This is a genomic window from Streptomyces sp. NPDC039465 (assembly GCF_055639315.1).
The window spans coordinates 400,730-418,557 of the sequence record NZ_JBVKAP010000006.1; the positions used below are offsets into that span (position 1 = coordinate 400,730).

Below are 17,828 nucleotides of genomic sequence, written 5' to 3' on the forward strand. Positions count from 1 at the left end.
ATCGTGCGGGCGGTGACTGGTGATACGAGATCAAGAAGAGACCGAGATGACGAAGGGGCACGGCGTGCAGCCTCCGAAGGGCGAACGCACCCCTGACGCCCAGCCACGCCCGGAATCACCGCGTCCGGAGCGCGGCCCCGAGGCGGGCCCCGACCACCGCGATCCCGAGGCCGGCCACGCGCCCACCCCCGGCCCTGATCCCGTTCCCGACCCGGACGCCGACCGCGAGCCCGACGACCGCCCCCAGCCCGACGAACGCCCCGACGAGCGCTCCGAGGAGCACGTCGAGCGGGTCTCCGGCGACGAGCCGCTGCTCGCTGCGCGCGTGCACCGCCCCTCCGACCTGCTCCGCCTGCTCGTCGGCGTCCTCGCGATCGCCGTCGTCCTCGCCATCGCCGCCTTCGCGCACGGCACCACCACCGGCCTCGAACAGGACATCAGCAAGGGCACCCAAGGCGCCCCCCGCGTCTTCGTCAACTTCGCCGGACTCGCCTCCAGCATCGCGGTCCTGCTCGTCCCGGTCGCCTTCGCCATCGAGCGGCTGATCAAACGCGACGGCCTGCGCATCGCCGACGGCGTCCTCGCAGCCGTGCTCGCGCACGGAGTCACCCTCGCCACCGATCTCTGGGTCGCCAGGGCGGCTCCCGGCTCGCTCCAGGAGGCCCTGACCCGTATCCAATCGGGCGGCGGCCTGACCGATCCGGTGCACGGCTACCTCGCACCGGTCATCGCGTACATGACCGCCGTCGGCATGGCCAGGCGGCCCCGCTGGCGCGTGGTGCTGTGGGCGGTGCTGCTGCTCGACGCGTTCGCGATGCTGGTCGCCGGGTACACCACGCCGTTCTCGATCATCCTGACCGTGCTGATCGGCTGGACGGTCGCGTACGGCACGCTCTACGCGGTCGGCTCCCCCAACGTCCGGCCCACCGGGCAGAACCTCCTCGCGGGGCTGCGCCGGGTCGGATTCCGCCCGGTCACCGCGATGCGCGTCGAGGGCGCCCCGGAGTCGTCCGACCACGGCGACCGGGGCCGGCGCTACATCGTCACCCTGGAGGACGGCCCGCCGCTCGACGTCACGGTCGTCGACCGCGAACAGCAGGCGCAGGGGTTCTTCTACCGGGTCTGGCGTCGGCTGACCCTGCGCGCCATCACCACCCGGCGCTCCATCCAGTCGCTGCGCCAGGCCCTGGAGCAGGAGGCGCTGCTCGCGTACGCGGCCATCGCCGCCGGGGCCAAAGCGCCCAAGCTGATCGCCACCTCCGAGCTGGGGCCGGACGCGGTCATGCTCGTCTACGAGCACCTGGGCGGCCGTTCCCTGGACTCGCTGGCGGACGAGGAGATCACCGACCAGGTGGTAGGCGACGCCTGGCAGCAGGTGCGGGCGCTCCAGTCGCGCCGGATCGCGCACCGCAGGCTCACCGGCGACGCCATCCTGGTGGATCGTTCCGGCAAGGTGATCCTGACGGATCTGCGCGGCGGCGAGATCGCGGCCGGCGACATCGTGCTGCGGATGGACATCGCCCAGCTGCTCACCACGCTCGGCCTGCGGGTCGGCGCGGAGCGCGCGGTGGCCGCCGCGGTCGAGGTGCTCGGTCCCGACGCCATCGCCGACTGCCTGCCGCTGCTCCAGCCGATCGCGCTCAGCCGCTCCACGCGCGCGACGCTGAGGAAACTGGCCCGGGAGCGCTCCAAGCGGGAGCGCGAGGCGGTCCTCGCCGCGTCCGAGGCGGCCAAGCAGGCCCGGTCGGAGGCGGCGCGGACCGGTGAGGGGAAGGCGGCGCGCAAGGCCGTGCGGGCCGAGAAGCTGGCCGAGAAGCGCGCCGAGAAGCGGGCCCTGGACGTCGCGCTCGACGAGGCCCGCGAGGAGGACCTGCTCGCCCAGATCCGCCAGCAGGTGCTGTTGATCAAGCCGCAGGCCCCGGTGGAACCGGTGCGTCTGGAGCGCATCAAGCCGCGCACGCTCATCAGCCTCATCGCCGGTGCCATCGCCGCGTACTTCCTGCTCTCCCAGATCGCCCGTACGCCGCTGTCGACGATCGCCCAGGCCAACTGGGGCTGGCTCATCGCGGCGGTGCTCTTCTCGGCGCTGACCTACGTGGCGGCCGCGATGAGCCTGCTCGGGTTCGTGCCGGAGCGGGTCCCGTTCTGGCGGACGGTGGTGGCGCAGGTCGCCGGGTCCTTCGTGAAGATCGTGGCGCCGGCGGCGGTCGGCGGTGTCGCCCTGAACACCCGCTTCCTGCAGCGCTCCGGGGTCCGCCCCGGCCTCGCGGTCGCGAGTGTGGGCGCCTCGCAGCTCTTCGGGCTCGGCGCGCACATCCTGCTGCTGCTCGCCTTCGGCTATCTGACCGGCACGGAGAAGACCCGGTCGTTCACCCCGTCCAGGACGGTGATCGCCGGGCTGCTGACCGTGGCGGTCCTCGTGCTGGTGGTCACCGCGATCCCGTTCCTGCGGAAGTTCGTCTCGACCCGGCTGCGGTCGCTGTTCGCCGGTGTCGTCCCGCGCATGCTGGACGTCCTGCAGCGGCCGATGAAACTGGTCACCGGCATCGGCGGCATGCTGCTGCTCAGCGGCCTCTTCGTGCTCTGCCTGGACGCGTCGATCAGAGCCTTCGACCACGGAAACCAGCAGCTGACCTATGCCAGCATCGCCGTCGTCTTCCTGGCCGGCAACGCGCTGGGGTCGGCCGCGCCGACACCGGGCGGTGTCGGCGCCGTGGAGGGCGCCCTGACCTTCGGTCTGGTCGCGTTCGGACTGCCGCTGGAGGTCGCGACACCGGCGGTGCTGCTGTACCGGCTGCTGACGCTGTGGCTGCCGGTGCTGCCGGGGTGGTTCAGCTTCAACTCACTCACCCGGCGTGGCTCCCTCTAGGCACGCCCGGACGGCTGTCCGCGCCGACCGGCCGAGCCACCCGCTTGGCCTCCGCCCCGCGCGGGGCCGGGCGGCCCGGCGCACGATGGACGCATGCCGACCTCCTCCGCCGCGCGGCGCGCCGCGTTCCTCGCCACCGCCGCCGCCGGCGCGGCAGCCGTCCTGATCACCGCCGGATGCACCGACAACGGAGACAAGGACGCGGCCGCGGACGGCCCCAGGGACCTGGCCACCCAGACGCTGGAATGGTCGAAGTGCCCGGCGCCGTCCGAGGCGGAGGGCGGCGGCACCGCCCCTTCGCCGCTGCCCGGCGGCACCATCTGGGAGTGCGCCTTCATGGACGCCCCGCTCGACTACGCCAAGCCCGACGGCGAGACCATCGAGCTCGCGCTGATCCGCGCCCGCGCCACCGACCAGGCCCGTCGCATCGGCTCGCTGATCTTCAACTTCGGCGGCCCCGGCGGCTCCGGCATCACCGGCCTGCCGTCCTTCGCGAAGGACTACGAGCGGCTGCGCACCCGCTACGACCTGGTCAGCTTCGACCCGCGCGGGGTCGGCCGCAGCGAGGCCGTCGAGTGCCTGGACAACCGCCAGCTCGACGCGTACTACGCCGAGGACTCCTCCCCCGACGACGCCGCCGAGGAGAAGACCTTCACCGACGGCCTGAAGAAGTACGCGGAGGGCTGCGAGAAGAACTCCGGCGACGAGCTGCCGTTCGTCGGGACCACCAACGCCGCGCGTGACCTGGACCTGATGCGCCAGGTCCTCGGCGACGACAAGCTGTACTACTTCGGCGTCTCCTACGGCACCGAACTCGGCGGCGTCTACGCCCACCTGTTCCCCAAGAACGTCGGCCGCGCCCTCTTCGACGCCGTCATCGACCCAACCGCCGGTACGCAGCAGGGCGCGCTCGCCCAGACGAAGGGGTTCCAGCTGGCGCTGGACAACTTCTCCGCCGACTGCGTGGCCCGCGGCGGGGAGTGCCGGCTGCCCGGCTCCACCCCCAAGGAGATCGAGTCGTTCATCACCGGGCTCCTGGCCGAGCTGGAGAAGAAGCCGATCGACGGCATGGGCGACCGCCGGCTCACCCAGTCGCACGCCGTGAACGGCATCCTCCAGGCGCTCTACTCCAAGGAGCTGTGGCCGCTCCTGGAGCAGGGGCTCGACGAGGCCGACGGAGGCAACGGCGCCCTGCTGCTCGCCCTGTCGGACGCGCTGAACGGCCGCAACCAGGAGGGCGACTACAGCAACCTCCAGGCCGCCAACGCCGCCATCAACTGCGTCGACTTCAAGGAGCGCTACAACGCCGAGCAGGCGAAGGCGAAACTCCCCGAGTTCCGGGCCGCGTCGCCGGTCTTCGGCGACTACATGGCCTGGTCCCTGATGAGCTGCTCGCAGTGGCCGGTGTCCGGCACCTGGGACCACCCCGATGTCAGCGCCCCCGGCTCCGCCCCCATTCTGGTGGTCGGCGGCACCGGCGACCCGGCGACTCCTTACGAGGGAACCCGCAAGATGGTCCAGGCCCTCGGCAAGGGCGTCGGTGTGGAGATCACGTACCGCGGTGAGGGCCACGGCGCCTACAACAGCGGCAGCAAGTGCGTGCAGAACACCGTCGACGCGTACTTCCTGTCCGGGAAGATCCCGGCCGCCGGAACGGTCTGCCAGTAGCCGTCGCTCCCGCCGAGTGTCCGAGCCGCCCCCTAGGATGGCGGTCCGGTTCCGGATAGCGGGGGTACGGCATGACGATGCGGGTACGGGCCGCGGCACTGACGGTCGCCGCGCTGATGGTCGTCGGCACGGCCGTCGGCTGCGACGCCCCAGGCGCCGAGGGCGCGGAAGGTGCCTCCCCGTCGCCCGGCGACGCCAAGAACCCCGCCTCTCCCTCCTCCGTCCCCTCCCCCACCGAAGATGGGGGTCCACTGCCCGTCTCGCTCACCGGACAGCGCCCGGTCTGGGGCGACTGCAAGGCTCCCGAGGGCGGCGAGCGCCCCGCTGCGGCCTGGCGCTGCACGCGCGTGAAGGTCCCGCTGGACTACGCGAAGCCGTCCGGCCCGACGATCTCCGTGGCGCTGATCCGCAAGGAGTCCCGCGACAAGGACCGGCGGATCGGCTCCCTCCTCTTCAACTTCGGCGGCCCCGGCGCCTCGGGCGTCGACATCCTGCCCCGGATGGCCGGCGAGTACGAGAAGCTGGGCGGCCGCTACGACCTGGTGGGCTTCGACCCGCGCGGCGTCTCCCGCAGCTCGGGCGTGGTCTGCCGGGACGACAAGGAGATGGCCCGCTCCGAGGCGGACACCGACCTCACCCCGGAGACGGACGCCGAGGTGGCGGCGTACATCAAGGACAACAGCGACTTCAGCGCCGGCTGCGCGCGCCGCTCCGGCCCGGTCATCCCCCATGTCGCCACGAGCAACGCCGCCCGGGACCTGGATCTGGTCCGCCAGGTCCTCGGCGACGACAAGCTCCACTACTTCGGTATCTCGTACGGCACCCAACTGGGCGGCGCGTACGCCCATCTGTTCCCGAAGAACGTGGGCCGGGTGGTCCTGGACGCGGTCATCGACCCGACCGCGGACTCCACGGGCCACGCGCGCGGCCAGGCCACCGGATTCCAGCGGGCGCTCAACAACTACCTCACCAGCACCGGCGAGGACCCGAAGAAGGGCACCGACCGGATCGCGAAGCTCCTGGCGAAGCTGGACCTTTCGCCGCTGCCGACCGCCGACGGCCGACGGCTCAGCGACGGGCTCGCCCTGACCGGCATCGCGCTGACCCTGTACTCCAAGACCAACTGGCCCTATCTGACCGAGGCGCTGGACCAGGCGGGGCGGGGCAAGGGCGACGCGCTGCTCGCCCTCGCGGACTCGTACAACGACCGGGACAAGAAGGGGCATTACGGCACCCAGTCCCACTCCCAGCGGGCGATCTCCTGCGCCGACAGCAGCCTGCGGCCCACGCCGGCGCAGGCCAAGGCGCTGCTGCCGGAGTTCCGGAAGATCTCACCGGTCTTCGGGGAGTTCCTCGCCTGGGACACGGCCGGCTGGTGCGCCGACTGGCCCGTCAAGGGCGAACACGACACCCCGCCGGCGAGCGCGCCGGGCGCCGCGCCGATCCTGGTGGTCGGCACGACCGGAGACCCCGCGACGCCGTACGAAGGCGCTCGGCGGATGGCGGACGAGCTCGGCCAGGGCGTCGGTGTGCTGCTCACCAACAAGGGTGAGGGGCACGGCGCGTACGGCACGGCCTCCTGTGTGACGAAGACGATCGACGCGTATCTGCTCGACGGCAAGGTCCCGTCGCACGGCACGACCTGCTCATGACGGCGTCCTGACCGCCGGCCGACGAGAAGGGGCCGGACCCGCCATGGGTCCGGCCCCTCGTGCGTCTCAAGCGCGGTCTAGTAGACCGGCTTCTCCGGCTCGATCTGGTTGACCCAGCCGATCACGCCGCCGCCCACGTGGACGGCGTCGGCGAAGCCGGCCGACTTCAGCACCGCGAGGACTTCCGCACTGCGGACACCCGTCTTGCAATGCAGGACGATGCGCTTGTCCTGGGGCAGGTCCTGGAGGGCGTTGCCCATCAGGAACTCGTTCTTGGGGATCAGCCGGGCGCCCGGGATCGAGACGATCTCGTACTCGTTGATCTCGCGGACGTCGATGATGTCGATGTTCTCGCCGTCGTCGATCCACTCCTTGAGCTGCTTGGGAGTGATCGTGGAGCCGAGCGCCGCCTCCTGGGCCTCCTCGGACACGACGCCGCAGAAGGCCTCGTAGTCGATGAGCTCGGTGACTGTGGGGTTCTCGCCGCAGACCGCGCAGTCGGGGTCCTTGCGGACCTTGACCTGGCGGTACTGCATCTCCAGGGCGTCGTAGATCATCAGGCGGCCGACCAGCGGGTCGCCGACCCCGGCCAGGACCTTGATCGCCTCGGTGACCTGGATGGAGCCGATGGACGCGCAGAGCACGCCCAGGACGCCGCCCTCGGCGCAGGAGGGGACCATGCCCGGCGGCGGGGGCTCGGGGTAGAGGCAGCGGTAGCAGGGTCCGTACTCGGACCAGAAGACGGAGGCCTGGCCGTCGAAGCGGTAGATCGAGCCCCAGACGTACGGCTTGTTCAGCAGCACGCAGGCGTCGTTGACGAGGTAGCGCGTGGCGAAGTTGTCCGTGCCGTCGACGATCAGGTCGTACTGGCTGAAGATCTCCATCACGTTCTCGGCCTCGAGCCGCTCTTCGTGGAGGATCACGTTCACGTACGGGTTGATGCCGAGGACGGAGTCCTTCGCGGACTCGGCCTTGGAGCGGCCGATGTCCGACTGGCTGTGGATGATCTGACGCTGCAGGTTCGACTCGTCGACCTCGTCGAACTCCACGATGCCGAGCGTGCCGACACCGGCCGCGGCCAGGTACATGAGGGCCGGCGAACCGAGGCCGCCGGCGCCGACACAGAGCACCTTGGCGTTCTTGAGCCGCTTCTGCCCGTCCATCCCGACATCCGGGATGATCAGGTGGCGGGAGTACCTGCGGACCTCGTCTACGGTGAGCTCGGCAGCCGGCTCGACCAGGGGTGGCAGCGACACGGAGACCTCATCAATACAGCTGGTCGGTGAGTCAAAACGATTGTTCTCCCCGTAACACTGCCACGGCCCTTCTCATTCCGAGACACTCGGTCCAATGCGCGAGACGATTTCGTCCCAGTAGCCGGGCAGGGCCTGGAACGACCCGTTCTGTCCGGTGCGGTCCGTGAAGAAGATCGTCGCGGCGCCCTGCCAGCGGGCGATCCGCATGGCCTCCTCGAGGTGGGTGCGCGGCACTCCGTGGACGAGGTGGACGAAACGCTCCGGGGGATGGTCCGCGGTCCACTCCGCCACCTGCGACCAGCGGTAGTCCGTCCAGGGCCCGGAGAAGGTGACCAGCTGGTCGGCGATCTCCAGGTAGCCCTGATACGGGTGCGAGCCGTGGCCGAGGACGAGATGGCCGCGGTGGTCGAGGACGGCCTCCAGGGTGGCCGCCATGCGCCGCACCTCCGGCAGGTCCACCCGGTCGGTGGGGCAGCGGTCCAGGTAGTAGCCGTCGACGTGGTACCAGTCCAGGAAGCGGTGGGCGTCCGCGATCACCTCGCCGAACGGGCGTGACCCATGGGCGAGGTCGAGGTGGCCGAGGACCCTGACTCCGGCGTGGCGGAGCCGGCCCGCGGCCTCCAGACAGTGCGGGTCGGGACGGCTGCCCGGCCCGTCGGCGACATTGAGCACGGCCCAGTGCAGGGGGGCGCCGGGGCGGGTGAGCTCGGCCCATTCGACGGGGGCGAGCAGCGGATGCGCGTATCCGGGAACGCCGACGCCGAGCCGCTCCGCCCCGGTGGTGGTCAGATACGGCACGCCGCCTCCATCCAGATGTCCGCGAGCGACTCCTCCAGATTGATCCGGGGGCGCCAGCCGAGCCGGTCGCGGGCCGTGCGGACGTCCGCCTGCTGCCAGCTGCCGCAGCCGTCGGGGTACGGGTAGGGGGCGGCCAGGTGCTCGGTGACCGTCTCGCCGCGCGGGGCGCCGATGACGGGGCGCTGGGGCGGGCCGTCCAGCTCGTGCAGGGAGCCGGCGTAGCCGGCGACCCTGGCGAGGACGGCGGCGGCGTCCCGCAGGCGCACGGCCCGCCCGGTGCCGATGTTGACGACGCCCTGGGCGGCCGAGAGCGAGGCGGCGTGGACGGCCCGGGCCACGTCCCTTACGTCGACGAAGTCGCGCTGGACGCCGAGACCGCCGAGCTTCAGCTCGCCGTCGCCGGACTGCATGGCGCGGCGCATCGCCTCGGCGAGCCGGCCGAGCGGCGACCCGGCGGGGGTGCCGGGCCCGACGGGCGAAAAGACCCGCAGGACGACGGCGTCGAGGCCGGAGCCGAGGACGAGTTCGGTGGCGGCGAGCTTGGAGACGCCGTACGGGCCTCCGGGGCGGGGCACCGCGTCCTCGGCCGTGGAGGAGCCCGGCTGGCTCGGCCCGTACTCGGAGGCGCAGCCGACCTGGACCAGGCGGGCGCCGCAGCCGCTGCGGCGCAGGGCCTCACAGACGGTGGCGACGGCGACGGTGTTGTGCCGGGTGAGCTCGCGGGCGCCGCCGCGGGTGGCTCCGGCGCAGTTGACGACGACACCGGGGTGGACGGCGTCGAGGAAGCGGGTGAGGGCGCCGGGGCTGCCTCCCGCCAGGTCGAACCGTACGTCGGCGTCGTCACCGCGTCCCAGGGCGGTGAGGTGCACCGCGGGGTCGGCGAGGAGCCGGTCCGCGACGAATCGGCCGATGAACCCGTTGGCACCGAGCAGCAGGACCCTCATCGCGCGGCCCCTTGGTGCCGACCGGCCGTTGCTGGGGGTTGGGGGGTCATCTCTGTGTCTCCTTGGTGAGGGTGCGGCGGATGCCGGGGAACCGGGGGGCACGCCCGCGGCGTCGGCTCCGCGGGTGCGCGTGGGGGTCTAGGGGGTGGCGTGCGCGGACGCCCGGGAGAGCGCGACGGTGGCGTGGGCCAGCAGCGCGGCGGCCGCGAGGCCGCAGATCAGGGTGGGGATCGCCGCGGGGCCCCAGGCCGCGGCGGCGGCCCGGGCCGGCAGGGCGAGGAGCTCGCAGCCGGGGAGGCGGGCGGCGAGGACGGACGCCAGGGCGAACGCCTCGGCGGCGCAGGCGGCGCCGAGTGCCCTGGCGGCGGGTTCGGGGCAGCCGTGGACGGTGAGGAGCCGGGCGACCAGCAGCAGCGTGCCGAGGGCCGCCGTGTGGACGGCGCCCGCTCCGCCGTAGGCCTGTGCGGTGAGGGTGAGCAGACCGGTCAGGACGCACAGGTGGAGGGCCACCGCGCCGAGGAGGAGGGGGCGGGTTCCGGCGGCGAAGTCGTCGAGGCCGCGGCTGCGGGCGAGCCTGCGGCGGGCCCCGGCGGCGAAGAGGCGGGCGCACCAGGCGGCGGGGGCGATGGAGAGGGCGAGGGCGAGCAGCGGGGCGGGGGTGAGCGGCCAGAGCCCTTCGGGGCCGCCGGTGAGCAGCTCGTCGAGGAGGCCGTCGCCGCCGGTCGCGTAGGCGAGCAGCCAGCAGACCCACAGTCCGGCGGTGGGGACGGTCCGTCCAGGGGCCCTCAGCGGTCCGCGCCGGAGACAGAGGGTGAGGGACAGGGCGAGCGCGACGGCTCCGGCGGTCGCGACGGCGGTCTTGGGGGTACCGTCGGTGACGAGGAGTCCGGCGGCGGTGAGCGCGGCGGCGGTGCCGGGCAGCAGGGCGAGGACGGCCCACCCGGGGGCGGGCGGGGCGGCGGCCGCCCCCGCAGGGGCGTGGGCGGTGTCGGTGGCGCGGGGCACGCGCGCGTAGAGCTCCTCGGCGAGCGCGAAGACGTCCCGGTGCCGGAAGCGGGCGGCGGTCCGGTCGGTCATGCCGTGGGCCTCCAGGCCGGCGGCGATCTCCAGCGGATCGACGGCCCGTTCGCACAGCTCCCGGTGCCGGTACAGCAGCGCCTTGACCGGGTCGGCGGGGCCGCGCCGGGGCGGCTTGAGGGCGGGGGCGCCGGGCGCCCCGGGGGTGGCGGCGTGCGGCGCCATGGCGGAGGCCGCCGTCAGGGCCTGCTCCTCCAGGAGCGCCTCGCCGTGGCTCTCCCCTTCCTCGTGGCCGTCGGCGGACCAGGGCTCGTCGCCGGTCCGCTCGCCCCACAGGGGCGCTCCGTCACGCATCGCCGCGCCTCCTTCCCGCCGCCGCGCCCGCCGGGGCGGGTCCGTCGGCCCAGCTGGGGGTGCGGCCCGGGCCGGTCCAGGTACCGGGGAGGAAGGCCTCGGCGGGGTGGGCGAAGGGGACGCCGGTCTCGGTGCGGCGGACCGGGGCGTGCGAGAGGAGCTCCAGGTAAATGCCGTGAAATGCGGCGATGTTCTGCTCGACGGTGAACAGTTCGAGCGCCCGTGCGCGCGCGGCGGCGCCCAGCCGCTGTCGTCGCTCGGGGTCGCGCAGCAGCGCCAGGCAGGCGTCGGCGAGCGCCCGCGGATTGCGCGGGGGTACGACGAGCCCGGTGCCGCCGATGACTTCGACCACCGCGCCGACGTCGGTGGAGACGGTCGCGCGGGCGCAGAACATGGCCTCGACGAGGCTGACCGGGAAGCCCTCGACGACGGAGGAGAGGACGACGACCGCACCGGCTGCGTAGGCGTCGGCGAGGGTGGGGGCCTCGGGGCCGCCGATCTCCTCGAAGGAGACGGGGTTGTCCCCGACGGCGTGCGGGTCGGCGGCCTCGTCTGGGAAGAGCTGGGCGGCCAGGGCGCGGCAGTGGGCGAGGTACGGAGCCGGGTCGCCGGCGCGTTCCGGCGCGGCGACGATCCGCAGCCGGGCGTGCGGCTCTTCCTTGCGGATCTCGGCGAAGGCGTGGAGGAGGGCGATGAGGTCCTTGGCGGGCTCGATCCGGCCGACCCAGACGAGGGTGTCGTCGTCGCCCTCGGTCTCGCCGACGGCGGTGAAGCGGCGGGCCTCCATGCCGGGGTGGACCGTGCGCAGTTTGGCCCGGTCGGCGCCGCACTTCTCCTGCCAGCGGCGGGTGTGGGTGTTGCCGGGGGTGATGACGGCTGCCTGACGGTAGACCTCTGCGGCCAGCCGGCCGTGAAACGCGGCGAGCAGGGCTCGTACGGGGGCGCTCGGTGCGTCGGCGGCGGATCCCGTGCCGAGGTAGTGCGCCCTCAGCTGGACTCCGTACTCGGTGACCAGCAGCGGCACGCCGAAGAAGCGTTTGGCCAACAGTCCGGGCAGGGCCGCCGGTCCGCCCGCGGTGGCGTGGCAGAGGTCGGCGGCGGCGAGGCCGTCGTCGCCGTACCAGTCGAGTGAGAGCGGGCGCAGCGCGCGCTCCAGCCGGTCGACGAAGTCGAGGTGGTCGAGGACGGTCGCACCGTGCACGCTCCGGCGCGCGCCGGGTGCGCGGCAGGCGGACTCCAGGGCCCTGACGGCGACTTCGGAGCGGAGGGCGGCATGGAGTCCGCCGCTTTCCCGGGCCAGCTCGGCGAGGCCGTAGAGCCCTTCGGCGAAGGCGTCGCCCGCGTCCTCGGCGCAGATCGAGGCGGCCAGTTCGGTGAAGTGGCGGGCGAAGCGGCGCCGGTCGCGGCGGCCGTGGGTGTGGCCGTCGTCCTCGGGAGCCCAGAGGGGGGCGGTGCATACCTGTCGTACGTGGGGAGGCAGGTCCACCAGGCCCGCGGCGGTCTGGCGGGCGCTGCGGCTGAGGGCGTAGAGGTCGAACTCATGCCGCGCGAGCCCGCGCACGAGCCGGTCGCACCAGACCCTGGACTCACCCGTCGCATACGGAAAACCACCGTCCATGAGCAGTCCGATCCGCACGAGCACACCCCCGATCTCCCTTGTGCGCGGCCACCGTTGGTCGGTGACTCGTAGCGGGACGACCGTAAGCGGACATGCCGGTGGCGCGATGGACGGTTGTCCGTCGCGCCACCGGAAGGGGTGAATACACGTAACTTTCACCCCACGGTCGCGTTTCGTCGCGCTACGGGGCGGAAAGATTACGGAGGGTCAGGCACCGGCCAACCCCTCGACCGCACGAGGGGCGAGAGAGGGGAACGGCCGGGCCGGGCGGTCAACCCCCGGGATGGACCCAGGGGTTGGGGCGGCACTTGATTCCCCCGATGTCCAGCGACTTGGTCTGCTGCTGCATTACCGGCGCCAGCGCACCGGGCGTACTGCAGTTCACATGGCTGTGCCCGAGGCGGTGCCCGACCTCGTGGTTGATCAGCATCTGGCGGTAGCTAAGCATCGCCTTGGGGCCGTAGGTGTCCGACCCCTGGGCCCAGCGGAACGCGTTGATCATCACGCGCTCGGTGGCGGCGGAGTCGCAGGAGACGTTGTCGACCGTGGTGTCCAGGCCCGACTTGGCACACCACGTGGCGGTGGTGCCGGGGCTGGCCAGGGTGATCACGAAGTCGGGTTCACCGCTCGCTATCCGCTCGAACGTCATCGCGCCGCCATGCGCCCAGCTGCGGTCGTCGTTGAGGGTCTTGTGGACGGCCTCGGCGAAGAGCTTGGCGTCGAGCCCGATGCCTTTCTCCACGTCGACGCGGTAGCGGACCTTGCGGCCCTTGCCCGGTGCCTTGGCGAAGCCCGGTACGGCCTCGAAATCGCCGGAGCCCGCGAGCTTCGGGTCGATGGGGAACTGACGCGCCATCTGCTGTTCGTAGCTCGGCGGCGGGGCGGGGCGGACCGGCTGCCGGGGCGGCGTCGGGCGGGCGTCGGAGCGTGAGGCGGAGCCGTCGGCGGTCCGCTCGCCGGCCTCACCGGCGGACCGGTTGACCGTGTCGCTGCCGGGCCGGCCCGCGACCTGCCCCGCGACGACGACGGCGAGGACGGTGGTGACGGCCGCGGCCGCGATGCCGGTGAAGGTACGTCCCTTGCCCGCCTTGGCGGGGCCGGACGCGGGCTCGGTGCCCTGGGGCGCCGTGAAGGCCTCGTCGGACTCCCGGCGCTGTGCCGGTATGAACGGCGTCTCGGGCCGGGGCGTGGTCTCAGGGGAGGTTGTGGGGTGGGGGGTTCGGGCGGCTCCCTGCCAGTCCCCGTACCTTTGCGGCGGTGTCTGCTGGGTGCCCCAGCCGCCGCCGGGCTCGTGATGCTCCGGGTGCCCGCCGCGGACGCGGGGTGCGCCGTGGGCGGGGGTGTCGTGGAGAGGGGTGCCGTGGGCCGGTGTGCCCTGATCGCCGTAGCCGTACACGGGCGTGCCGTGGGCCGGGGTGCCGTACTGCGCGCCGGGCGGCTGCTGCGGTCCGTCCGGGTTCCTTCGGCGGCGGCCCGTACCAGGCGCCACGGTCTGCGGCTCGCCGGCGCCCGTCCCGGCCCCGGTATCTCGAGGGGATACCGGGGCGGGGCCCTTGCGACTATGTCGTCCCACGCCCCGGATCAGCTCCCGCCCTGTTTCTCGTCCGTATCGTCGTTGTCGTCCATCAGCTCCCGTACGGCCTGGGCGACCGTCTCGGGGTACTCCATCATGGCGACATGGCCCGCGTCCGGGAGCGTCAGCAACCTGGAATCGCGGAACGCGGCGGCCGCCTTGCGGGCCATCCGGAACGAAATGAGCTGGTCACGGCAGCCATAGACGAGCAGCGTCGGCGCGAGCACCCGCTCGGCCTGTCGCCACAGCCCATGTTGACCGCCGAGAGTGTAGGCGTCGACGATGCCGCGCGCCGAGCGGGCCATCGCGTCCCAGAAGTACGGCAGCTCCAGGCGCCGCTCCATCTCCTCCACGGCGTCGCGCAGTCCCTGGTCGGTGACACGGCCGGGGTCTCCGTAGCAGAGCGCCATCACGCCGCGCACCCGCTGCTCGGCCGTCCAGTCCTTGGTGAGCCGGGCGAAGAGCGGGGCGACACCGGGCAGGGCGAGCATCGCGGTGGGCCAGGCGGCGCGCTGGGCGCGCAGCTCGGGGAGGGCCGGCGAGACGAGTGAGAGCGTACGCACCAGGTCGGGGCGGACGGCGGCGACGCGGGTGGCGACGGCGCCGCCCAGCGAGTTGCCGATCAGGTGCACCGGGCCGCGGCCGCCCGAGTCGAGCAGCCGGATGACGGCGCGCGCGTGTCCGGTCACCGAGTAGTTGCCGTCGTCCGGCGGCGGGGAGTCCCCGAAGCCGGGCAGATCGAGTGCCTCTCCGTCGACCTTGTCCGCGAGCAGCGGCATCAGGGACGACCAGTTCTGCGAGGAGCCGCCGAGCCCGTGTACATAGAGGGCGGGCGGCAGTCCGGCGCGCGTACCGGGCCGGGCCCGTACGGTCAGCGTCAGTCCGGGCAGGACCACGGACCGCAGCTCCTCGCCCGCGGCGACCCGCACGGCGCGCGCCCGCGCCACCGCGGAGGCGGCGGTGCGGGTTTCCGGCAGCTCGGTCGAAGACATGGCAGCGATATTACGAGACGATCACGCTCTGGCGCGTGTGTGCGCGGTCACAGCATCGCGTAGCGCCTGGAGAAGGGAACTCCTACGCTCGAAGAATGGGCCTTCCCCTTTGGGGAAGGCGCCCGACGGACCCTCCCGACATCGTGAGAAAGGGAGCCGTATGACTGTCGACCCGACGGACCCGGAAACCTTCCAGGAGAACGGCACCGACACGGTGGTCGAGCTCGGCGAGGAGACCCCCGAGGCCGACGCGGCGGAACAGCACACCGATGTCCAGCAGCAGGAGGACGATCGGGCGCACCGGCCCGACCCGGCGACCGCGAACGAGGCGGACGCGGCAGAACAGACGCGCGTGGTCGCCCTCGACGAGGACGACTACCGCTGATTTGATGCGTTCTCCCGTGAGCTGCGGGTTCCGCGCGCGTCCGGTCCGTGAAATTCTGCGTCCGCACCGCGCGATGCCGGGTTACCCAAAAGTACGATGGCGGGCGCGGCGCACAGCGCGCATGGATCGATCTTGGGAGGCGGCGTGACAGCCATCGAGCAGACAGAGGCGGCACGCCCGCGGGGCACGCGCCTTCCGCGCCGAGCCCGACGTAATCAGCTGCTGGGCGCGGCCCAGGAAGTGTTCGTGGCCCAGGGTTACCACTCGGCGGCGATGGACGACATCGCGGAGCGCGCGGGCGTCAGCAAGCCGGTGCTGTACCAGCACTTCCCCGGCAAGCTGGAGCTGTACCTGGCGCTGCTCGACCAGCACTGCGAGGCGCTGCTACAGGCGGTCCGTACGGCGCTGGCCTCCACCACGGACAACAAGCTGCGCGTGGCGGCCACGATGGACGCCTACTTCGCGTACGTGGAGGACGAGGGCGGCGCGTTCCGCCTGGTCTTCGAGTCCGACCTGACCAATGAGCCCGCGGTCCGCGAGCGCGTGGAGCGGGTGAGCCTGCAGTGCGCCGAGGCGATCTCGGACGTGATCGCGGAGGACACCGGGCTCTCCAAGGACGAGTCGATGCTGCTCGCCGTCGGTCTGGGCGGTGTCTCGCAGGTCGTGGCGCGCTACTGGCTCTCCAGCGAGTCGGCGATCCCCCGGGACAAGGCGGTGCAGCTGCTGACGTCGCTGGCGTGGCGGGGTATCGCGGGCTTCCCGCTGCACGGCGCCGAGGGGCAGTGACCCCGGTCACCGGCCCGGGGGCGGGTGACCACGCTCTGTTCGCTCCTGGCGTGCACGGGTGACCCGTTCCGGGTCCCCTCACCGGGCTAATGTGGGCGGGTACGGCGCGGCTGACCGCGCATCGCTGACCGTTCGGAGGGACATAGCCGTGGAGGTCAAGATCGGCGTGCAGCACGCGCCCCGGGAGATCGTTCTGGAGAGCGGGCAGTCCGCCGAGGAGGTCGAGAGCGCGATTGCCGACGCCCTGGCCGGTAAGTCGCAGCTGCTGAGCCTCACGGACGACAAGGGCCGCAAGGTCCTGGTGCCGGCGGACCGGATCGCCTACGTGGAGATCGGCGAGCCGACGCAGCGCCGGGTGGGCTTCGGCGCGCTCTAGGCACGGCAAGGCATGACGAAGGGCCCGGCGGGACGACCGCCGGGCCCTTCGTCATGCCGTGTCTGTTTTCATCGCGCCGGGTCGTGTCGACGGCGACCGCCGCGCGACCTCTCGTCGTGTCCACGACGATCACCGGGGTGGAGGAGGGTTGCATTCCGCGCGCTTCGGGTAGTACGGCCTACGACCGTTTTGCCCGCCCCGCACCGCCCGCGAGGTGATCCGCCGTGTTCTTGGAAGCTCTCGGTTCGGCCCTGCTCGGACTCGCCCTGGCCTGGGCCGCCGTGCACCGGCTGCCCGACCGCCTCCCCGCGCGCCCGGTGGTCCTCGCCACGGGTGGCCTGGGGGCCGCGTTCGGTGCGGTGGTGACGCACGCGGCGGTGGGGCCGGGCCATGTGCTCGGCACGCTCGCGGGGGCGGTCGCCGTCGGAGCCGTGCTGCTCTCGTTGCTGATCCGCCCGGCGGGCCGTCGCCTGCGCCGATCAGCGGCGGCGTGAATCACGCCGCCGCCGTCCTCCCGCCCGTAAGCCCTAGCCGTCCGTAAGCCTTGGCCGGCTCTGGCCGTACGCTCAGGCGGCCAGGCCCAGCGCGGCCATGCGCTTGGTGTGGGCCTTGGTGATACGGGTGAACATCTCGCCGACCGCGGCGAGGTCGAACCCGGCCGCCAGGCCGACACCGCCGACCAGCATGGTGGACAGCGCGTCCCGCTCGGCGACGACGCGCTGCGCCTGGGAGAGCGCCTCGCCCATCAGGCGGCGCGCCCACAGCGCGAGCCGGCCGCCGACCCGCGGGTCGGCGTCGATCGCGGCGCGCACCTTCTCCACGGCGAAGTTGCCGTGGCCGGTGTCGTCAAGGACGCCGAGCACCAGCGCGCGGGTGTCGGAGTCGAGGCGGGCCGCGACCTCGCGGTAGAAGTCGCTCGCGATCGAGTCGCCGACGTACGCCTTGACCAGGCCTTCCAGCCAGTCGGACGGCGCGGTCTGACGGTGGAAGTCGTCCAGCGCCTTGGCGAACGGCTCCATCGCGGCGGTCGGCTCCTCCTCGATGGCGGCGAGCCGGTCGCGCAGCCGCTCGAAGTGGTGGAACTCCGCGGAGGCCATCTTCGCCAGTTCCGCCTTGTCGGCCAGGGTCGGCGCGAGCTTGGCGTCCTCGGCGAGCCGCTCGAAGGCCGCGAGCTCGCCGTAGGCCAGGGCACCGAGCAGGTCGACGACCGCGGCGCGGTACTGCGGCTCGGCCGAGGCGGTGGCCCAGTCCTGGGCGGCGATCCCGGTGAGCTCTTCGGCTTCTTCGGGGGCAGTGGCGTTGTCAGGCGTCTCCATGAAGCGCACAATAGCCCGCTCCGCAGGCCGGGGAAGGCCCTGGTCAGTCACTGTGACCGCGCCCTCATTACGAATTCCCCCAACACACATGCGCGAATCCGGGGTACAGTGGTAAAGCGCCTGCTGAGTATTCAGACATGCCTGACATGTGTGAACGTGCTCGGTAGGCCATCTCATGAATGAGGATGCCCGGTCGGTCGCCCGGTCGGCTCCGACCCGACAGC

General features: G+C 72.5%; 15 protein-coding genes. 7 read left to right on the plus strand and 8 right to left on the minus strand.

Annotated elements, in window-relative coordinates; genetic code table 11:
- Positions 1-64: 64 nt before the first annotated feature.
- The 3 genes from ACZ7LT_RS22210 (at position 65) to ACZ7LT_RS22220 (ending at position 6,189) form a co-directional block, all read left to right on the plus strand.
- The gene (locus ACZ7LT_RS22210; RefSeq protein WP_471237787.1) at positions 65-2,869 is read left to right on the plus strand and encodes a lysylphosphatidylglycerol synthase domain-containing protein; all 2,805 of its coding nucleotides are present in this window, start codon (positions 65-67) and stop codon (positions 2,867-2,869) included.
- 93 nt (positions 2,870-2,962) lie between these two features.
- A complete protein-coding gene (locus ACZ7LT_RS22215) occupies positions 2,963-4,537 on the plus strand; it encodes an alpha/beta hydrolase (protein WP_471237788.1) in 1,575 nt (524 codons plus the stop codon).
- A gap of 71 nt (positions 4,538-4,608) precedes the next feature.
- Entirely contained in the window at positions 4,609-6,189 is a 1,581-nt protein-coding gene (locus ACZ7LT_RS22220; RefSeq protein ID WP_471237789.1) for an alpha/beta hydrolase, read from the plus strand.
- Positions 6,190-6,266: 77 nt separating this feature from the next.
- On the opposite strand, the gene moeZ is transcribed toward ACZ7LT_RS22220, so the two are convergent.
- The 7 genes from moeZ to ACZ7LT_RS22255 form a co-directional block, all read right to left on the minus strand.
- Positions 6,267-7,445 (minus strand): adenylyltransferase/sulfurtransferase MoeZ, encoded by a 1,179-nt coding sequence (gene moeZ / locus ACZ7LT_RS22225; protein WP_471237790.1) that lies wholly within the window; start codon positions 7,443-7,445, stop codon positions 6,267-6,269.
- 72 nt (positions 7,446-7,517) lie between these two features.
- Entirely contained in the window at positions 7,518-8,243 is a 726-nt protein-coding gene (locus tag ACZ7LT_RS22230; protein ID WP_471237791.1) for a spherulation-specific family 4 protein, read from the minus strand.
- Positions 8,231-9,187, minus strand: coding sequence for an NAD-dependent epimerase/dehydratase family protein (locus ACZ7LT_RS22235; RefSeq protein ID WP_471237792.1), 957 nt, complete (start codon positions 9,185-9,187; stop codon positions 8,231-8,233). The genes ACZ7LT_RS22230 and ACZ7LT_RS22235 overlap by 13 nt, the downstream gene beginning before the upstream one ends.
- Before the next feature lie 138 nt (positions 9,188-9,325).
- Positions 9,326-10,558: a hypothetical protein gene (locus tag ACZ7LT_RS22240; protein ID WP_471237793.1), complete on the minus strand. Its 1,233-nt coding sequence runs from the start codon at positions 10,556-10,558 to the stop codon at positions 9,326-9,328.
- Positions 10,551-12,194, minus strand: coding sequence for a DUF3492 domain-containing protein (locus tag ACZ7LT_RS22245; protein WP_471237908.1), 1,644 nt, complete (start codon positions 12,192-12,194; stop codon positions 10,551-10,553). The genes ACZ7LT_RS22240 and ACZ7LT_RS22245 overlap by 8 nt, the downstream gene beginning before the upstream one ends.
- 253 nt (positions 12,195-12,447) lie before the next feature.
- Positions 12,448-13,749: a DUF3152 domain-containing protein gene (locus tag ACZ7LT_RS22250; RefSeq protein WP_471237795.1), complete on the minus strand. Its 1,302-nt coding sequence runs from the start codon at positions 13,747-13,749 to the stop codon at positions 12,448-12,450.
- Positions 13,750-13,757: 8 nt separating this feature from the next.
- Entirely contained in the window at positions 13,758-14,741 is a 984-nt protein-coding gene (locus ACZ7LT_RS22255; protein ID WP_471237796.1) for an alpha/beta fold hydrolase, read from the minus strand.
- 160 nt (positions 14,742-14,901) lie between these two features.
- Here ACZ7LT_RS22255 and ACZ7LT_RS22260 point away from each other — a divergent pair, with 160 nt between their 5' ends.
- From ACZ7LT_RS22260 to ACZ7LT_RS22275, 4 genes are all read left to right on the plus strand, one after another.
- Entirely contained in the window at positions 14,902-15,126 is a 225-nt protein-coding gene (locus ACZ7LT_RS22260; protein ID WP_471237797.1) for a hypothetical protein, read from the plus strand.
- Between the two features lie 144 nt (positions 15,127-15,270).
- Complete coding sequence (locus tag ACZ7LT_RS22265) at positions 15,271-15,912, plus strand: TetR/AcrR family transcriptional regulator (protein WP_471237798.1); 642 nt, start codon at positions 15,271-15,273, stop codon at positions 15,910-15,912.
- Between the two features lie 148 nt (positions 15,913-16,060).
- Positions 16,061-16,288, plus strand: coding sequence for a DUF3107 domain-containing protein (locus ACZ7LT_RS22270; protein WP_471237799.1), 228 nt, complete (start codon positions 16,061-16,063; stop codon positions 16,286-16,288).
- 224 nt (positions 16,289-16,512) lie between these two features.
- Positions 16,513-16,782: a hypothetical protein gene (locus tag ACZ7LT_RS22275; RefSeq protein WP_471237800.1), complete on the plus strand. Its 270-nt coding sequence runs from the start codon at positions 16,513-16,515 to the stop codon at positions 16,780-16,782.
- Between the two features lie 72 nt (positions 16,783-16,854).
- On the opposite strand, the gene ACZ7LT_RS22280 is transcribed toward ACZ7LT_RS22275, so the two are convergent.
- Positions 16,855-17,604, minus strand: a complete 750-nt coding sequence (locus ACZ7LT_RS22280) for a ferritin-like fold-containing protein (RefSeq protein ID WP_471237801.1) — start codon at positions 17,602-17,604, stop codon at positions 16,855-16,857.
- Positions 17,605-17,828 lie beyond the last annotated feature (224 nt).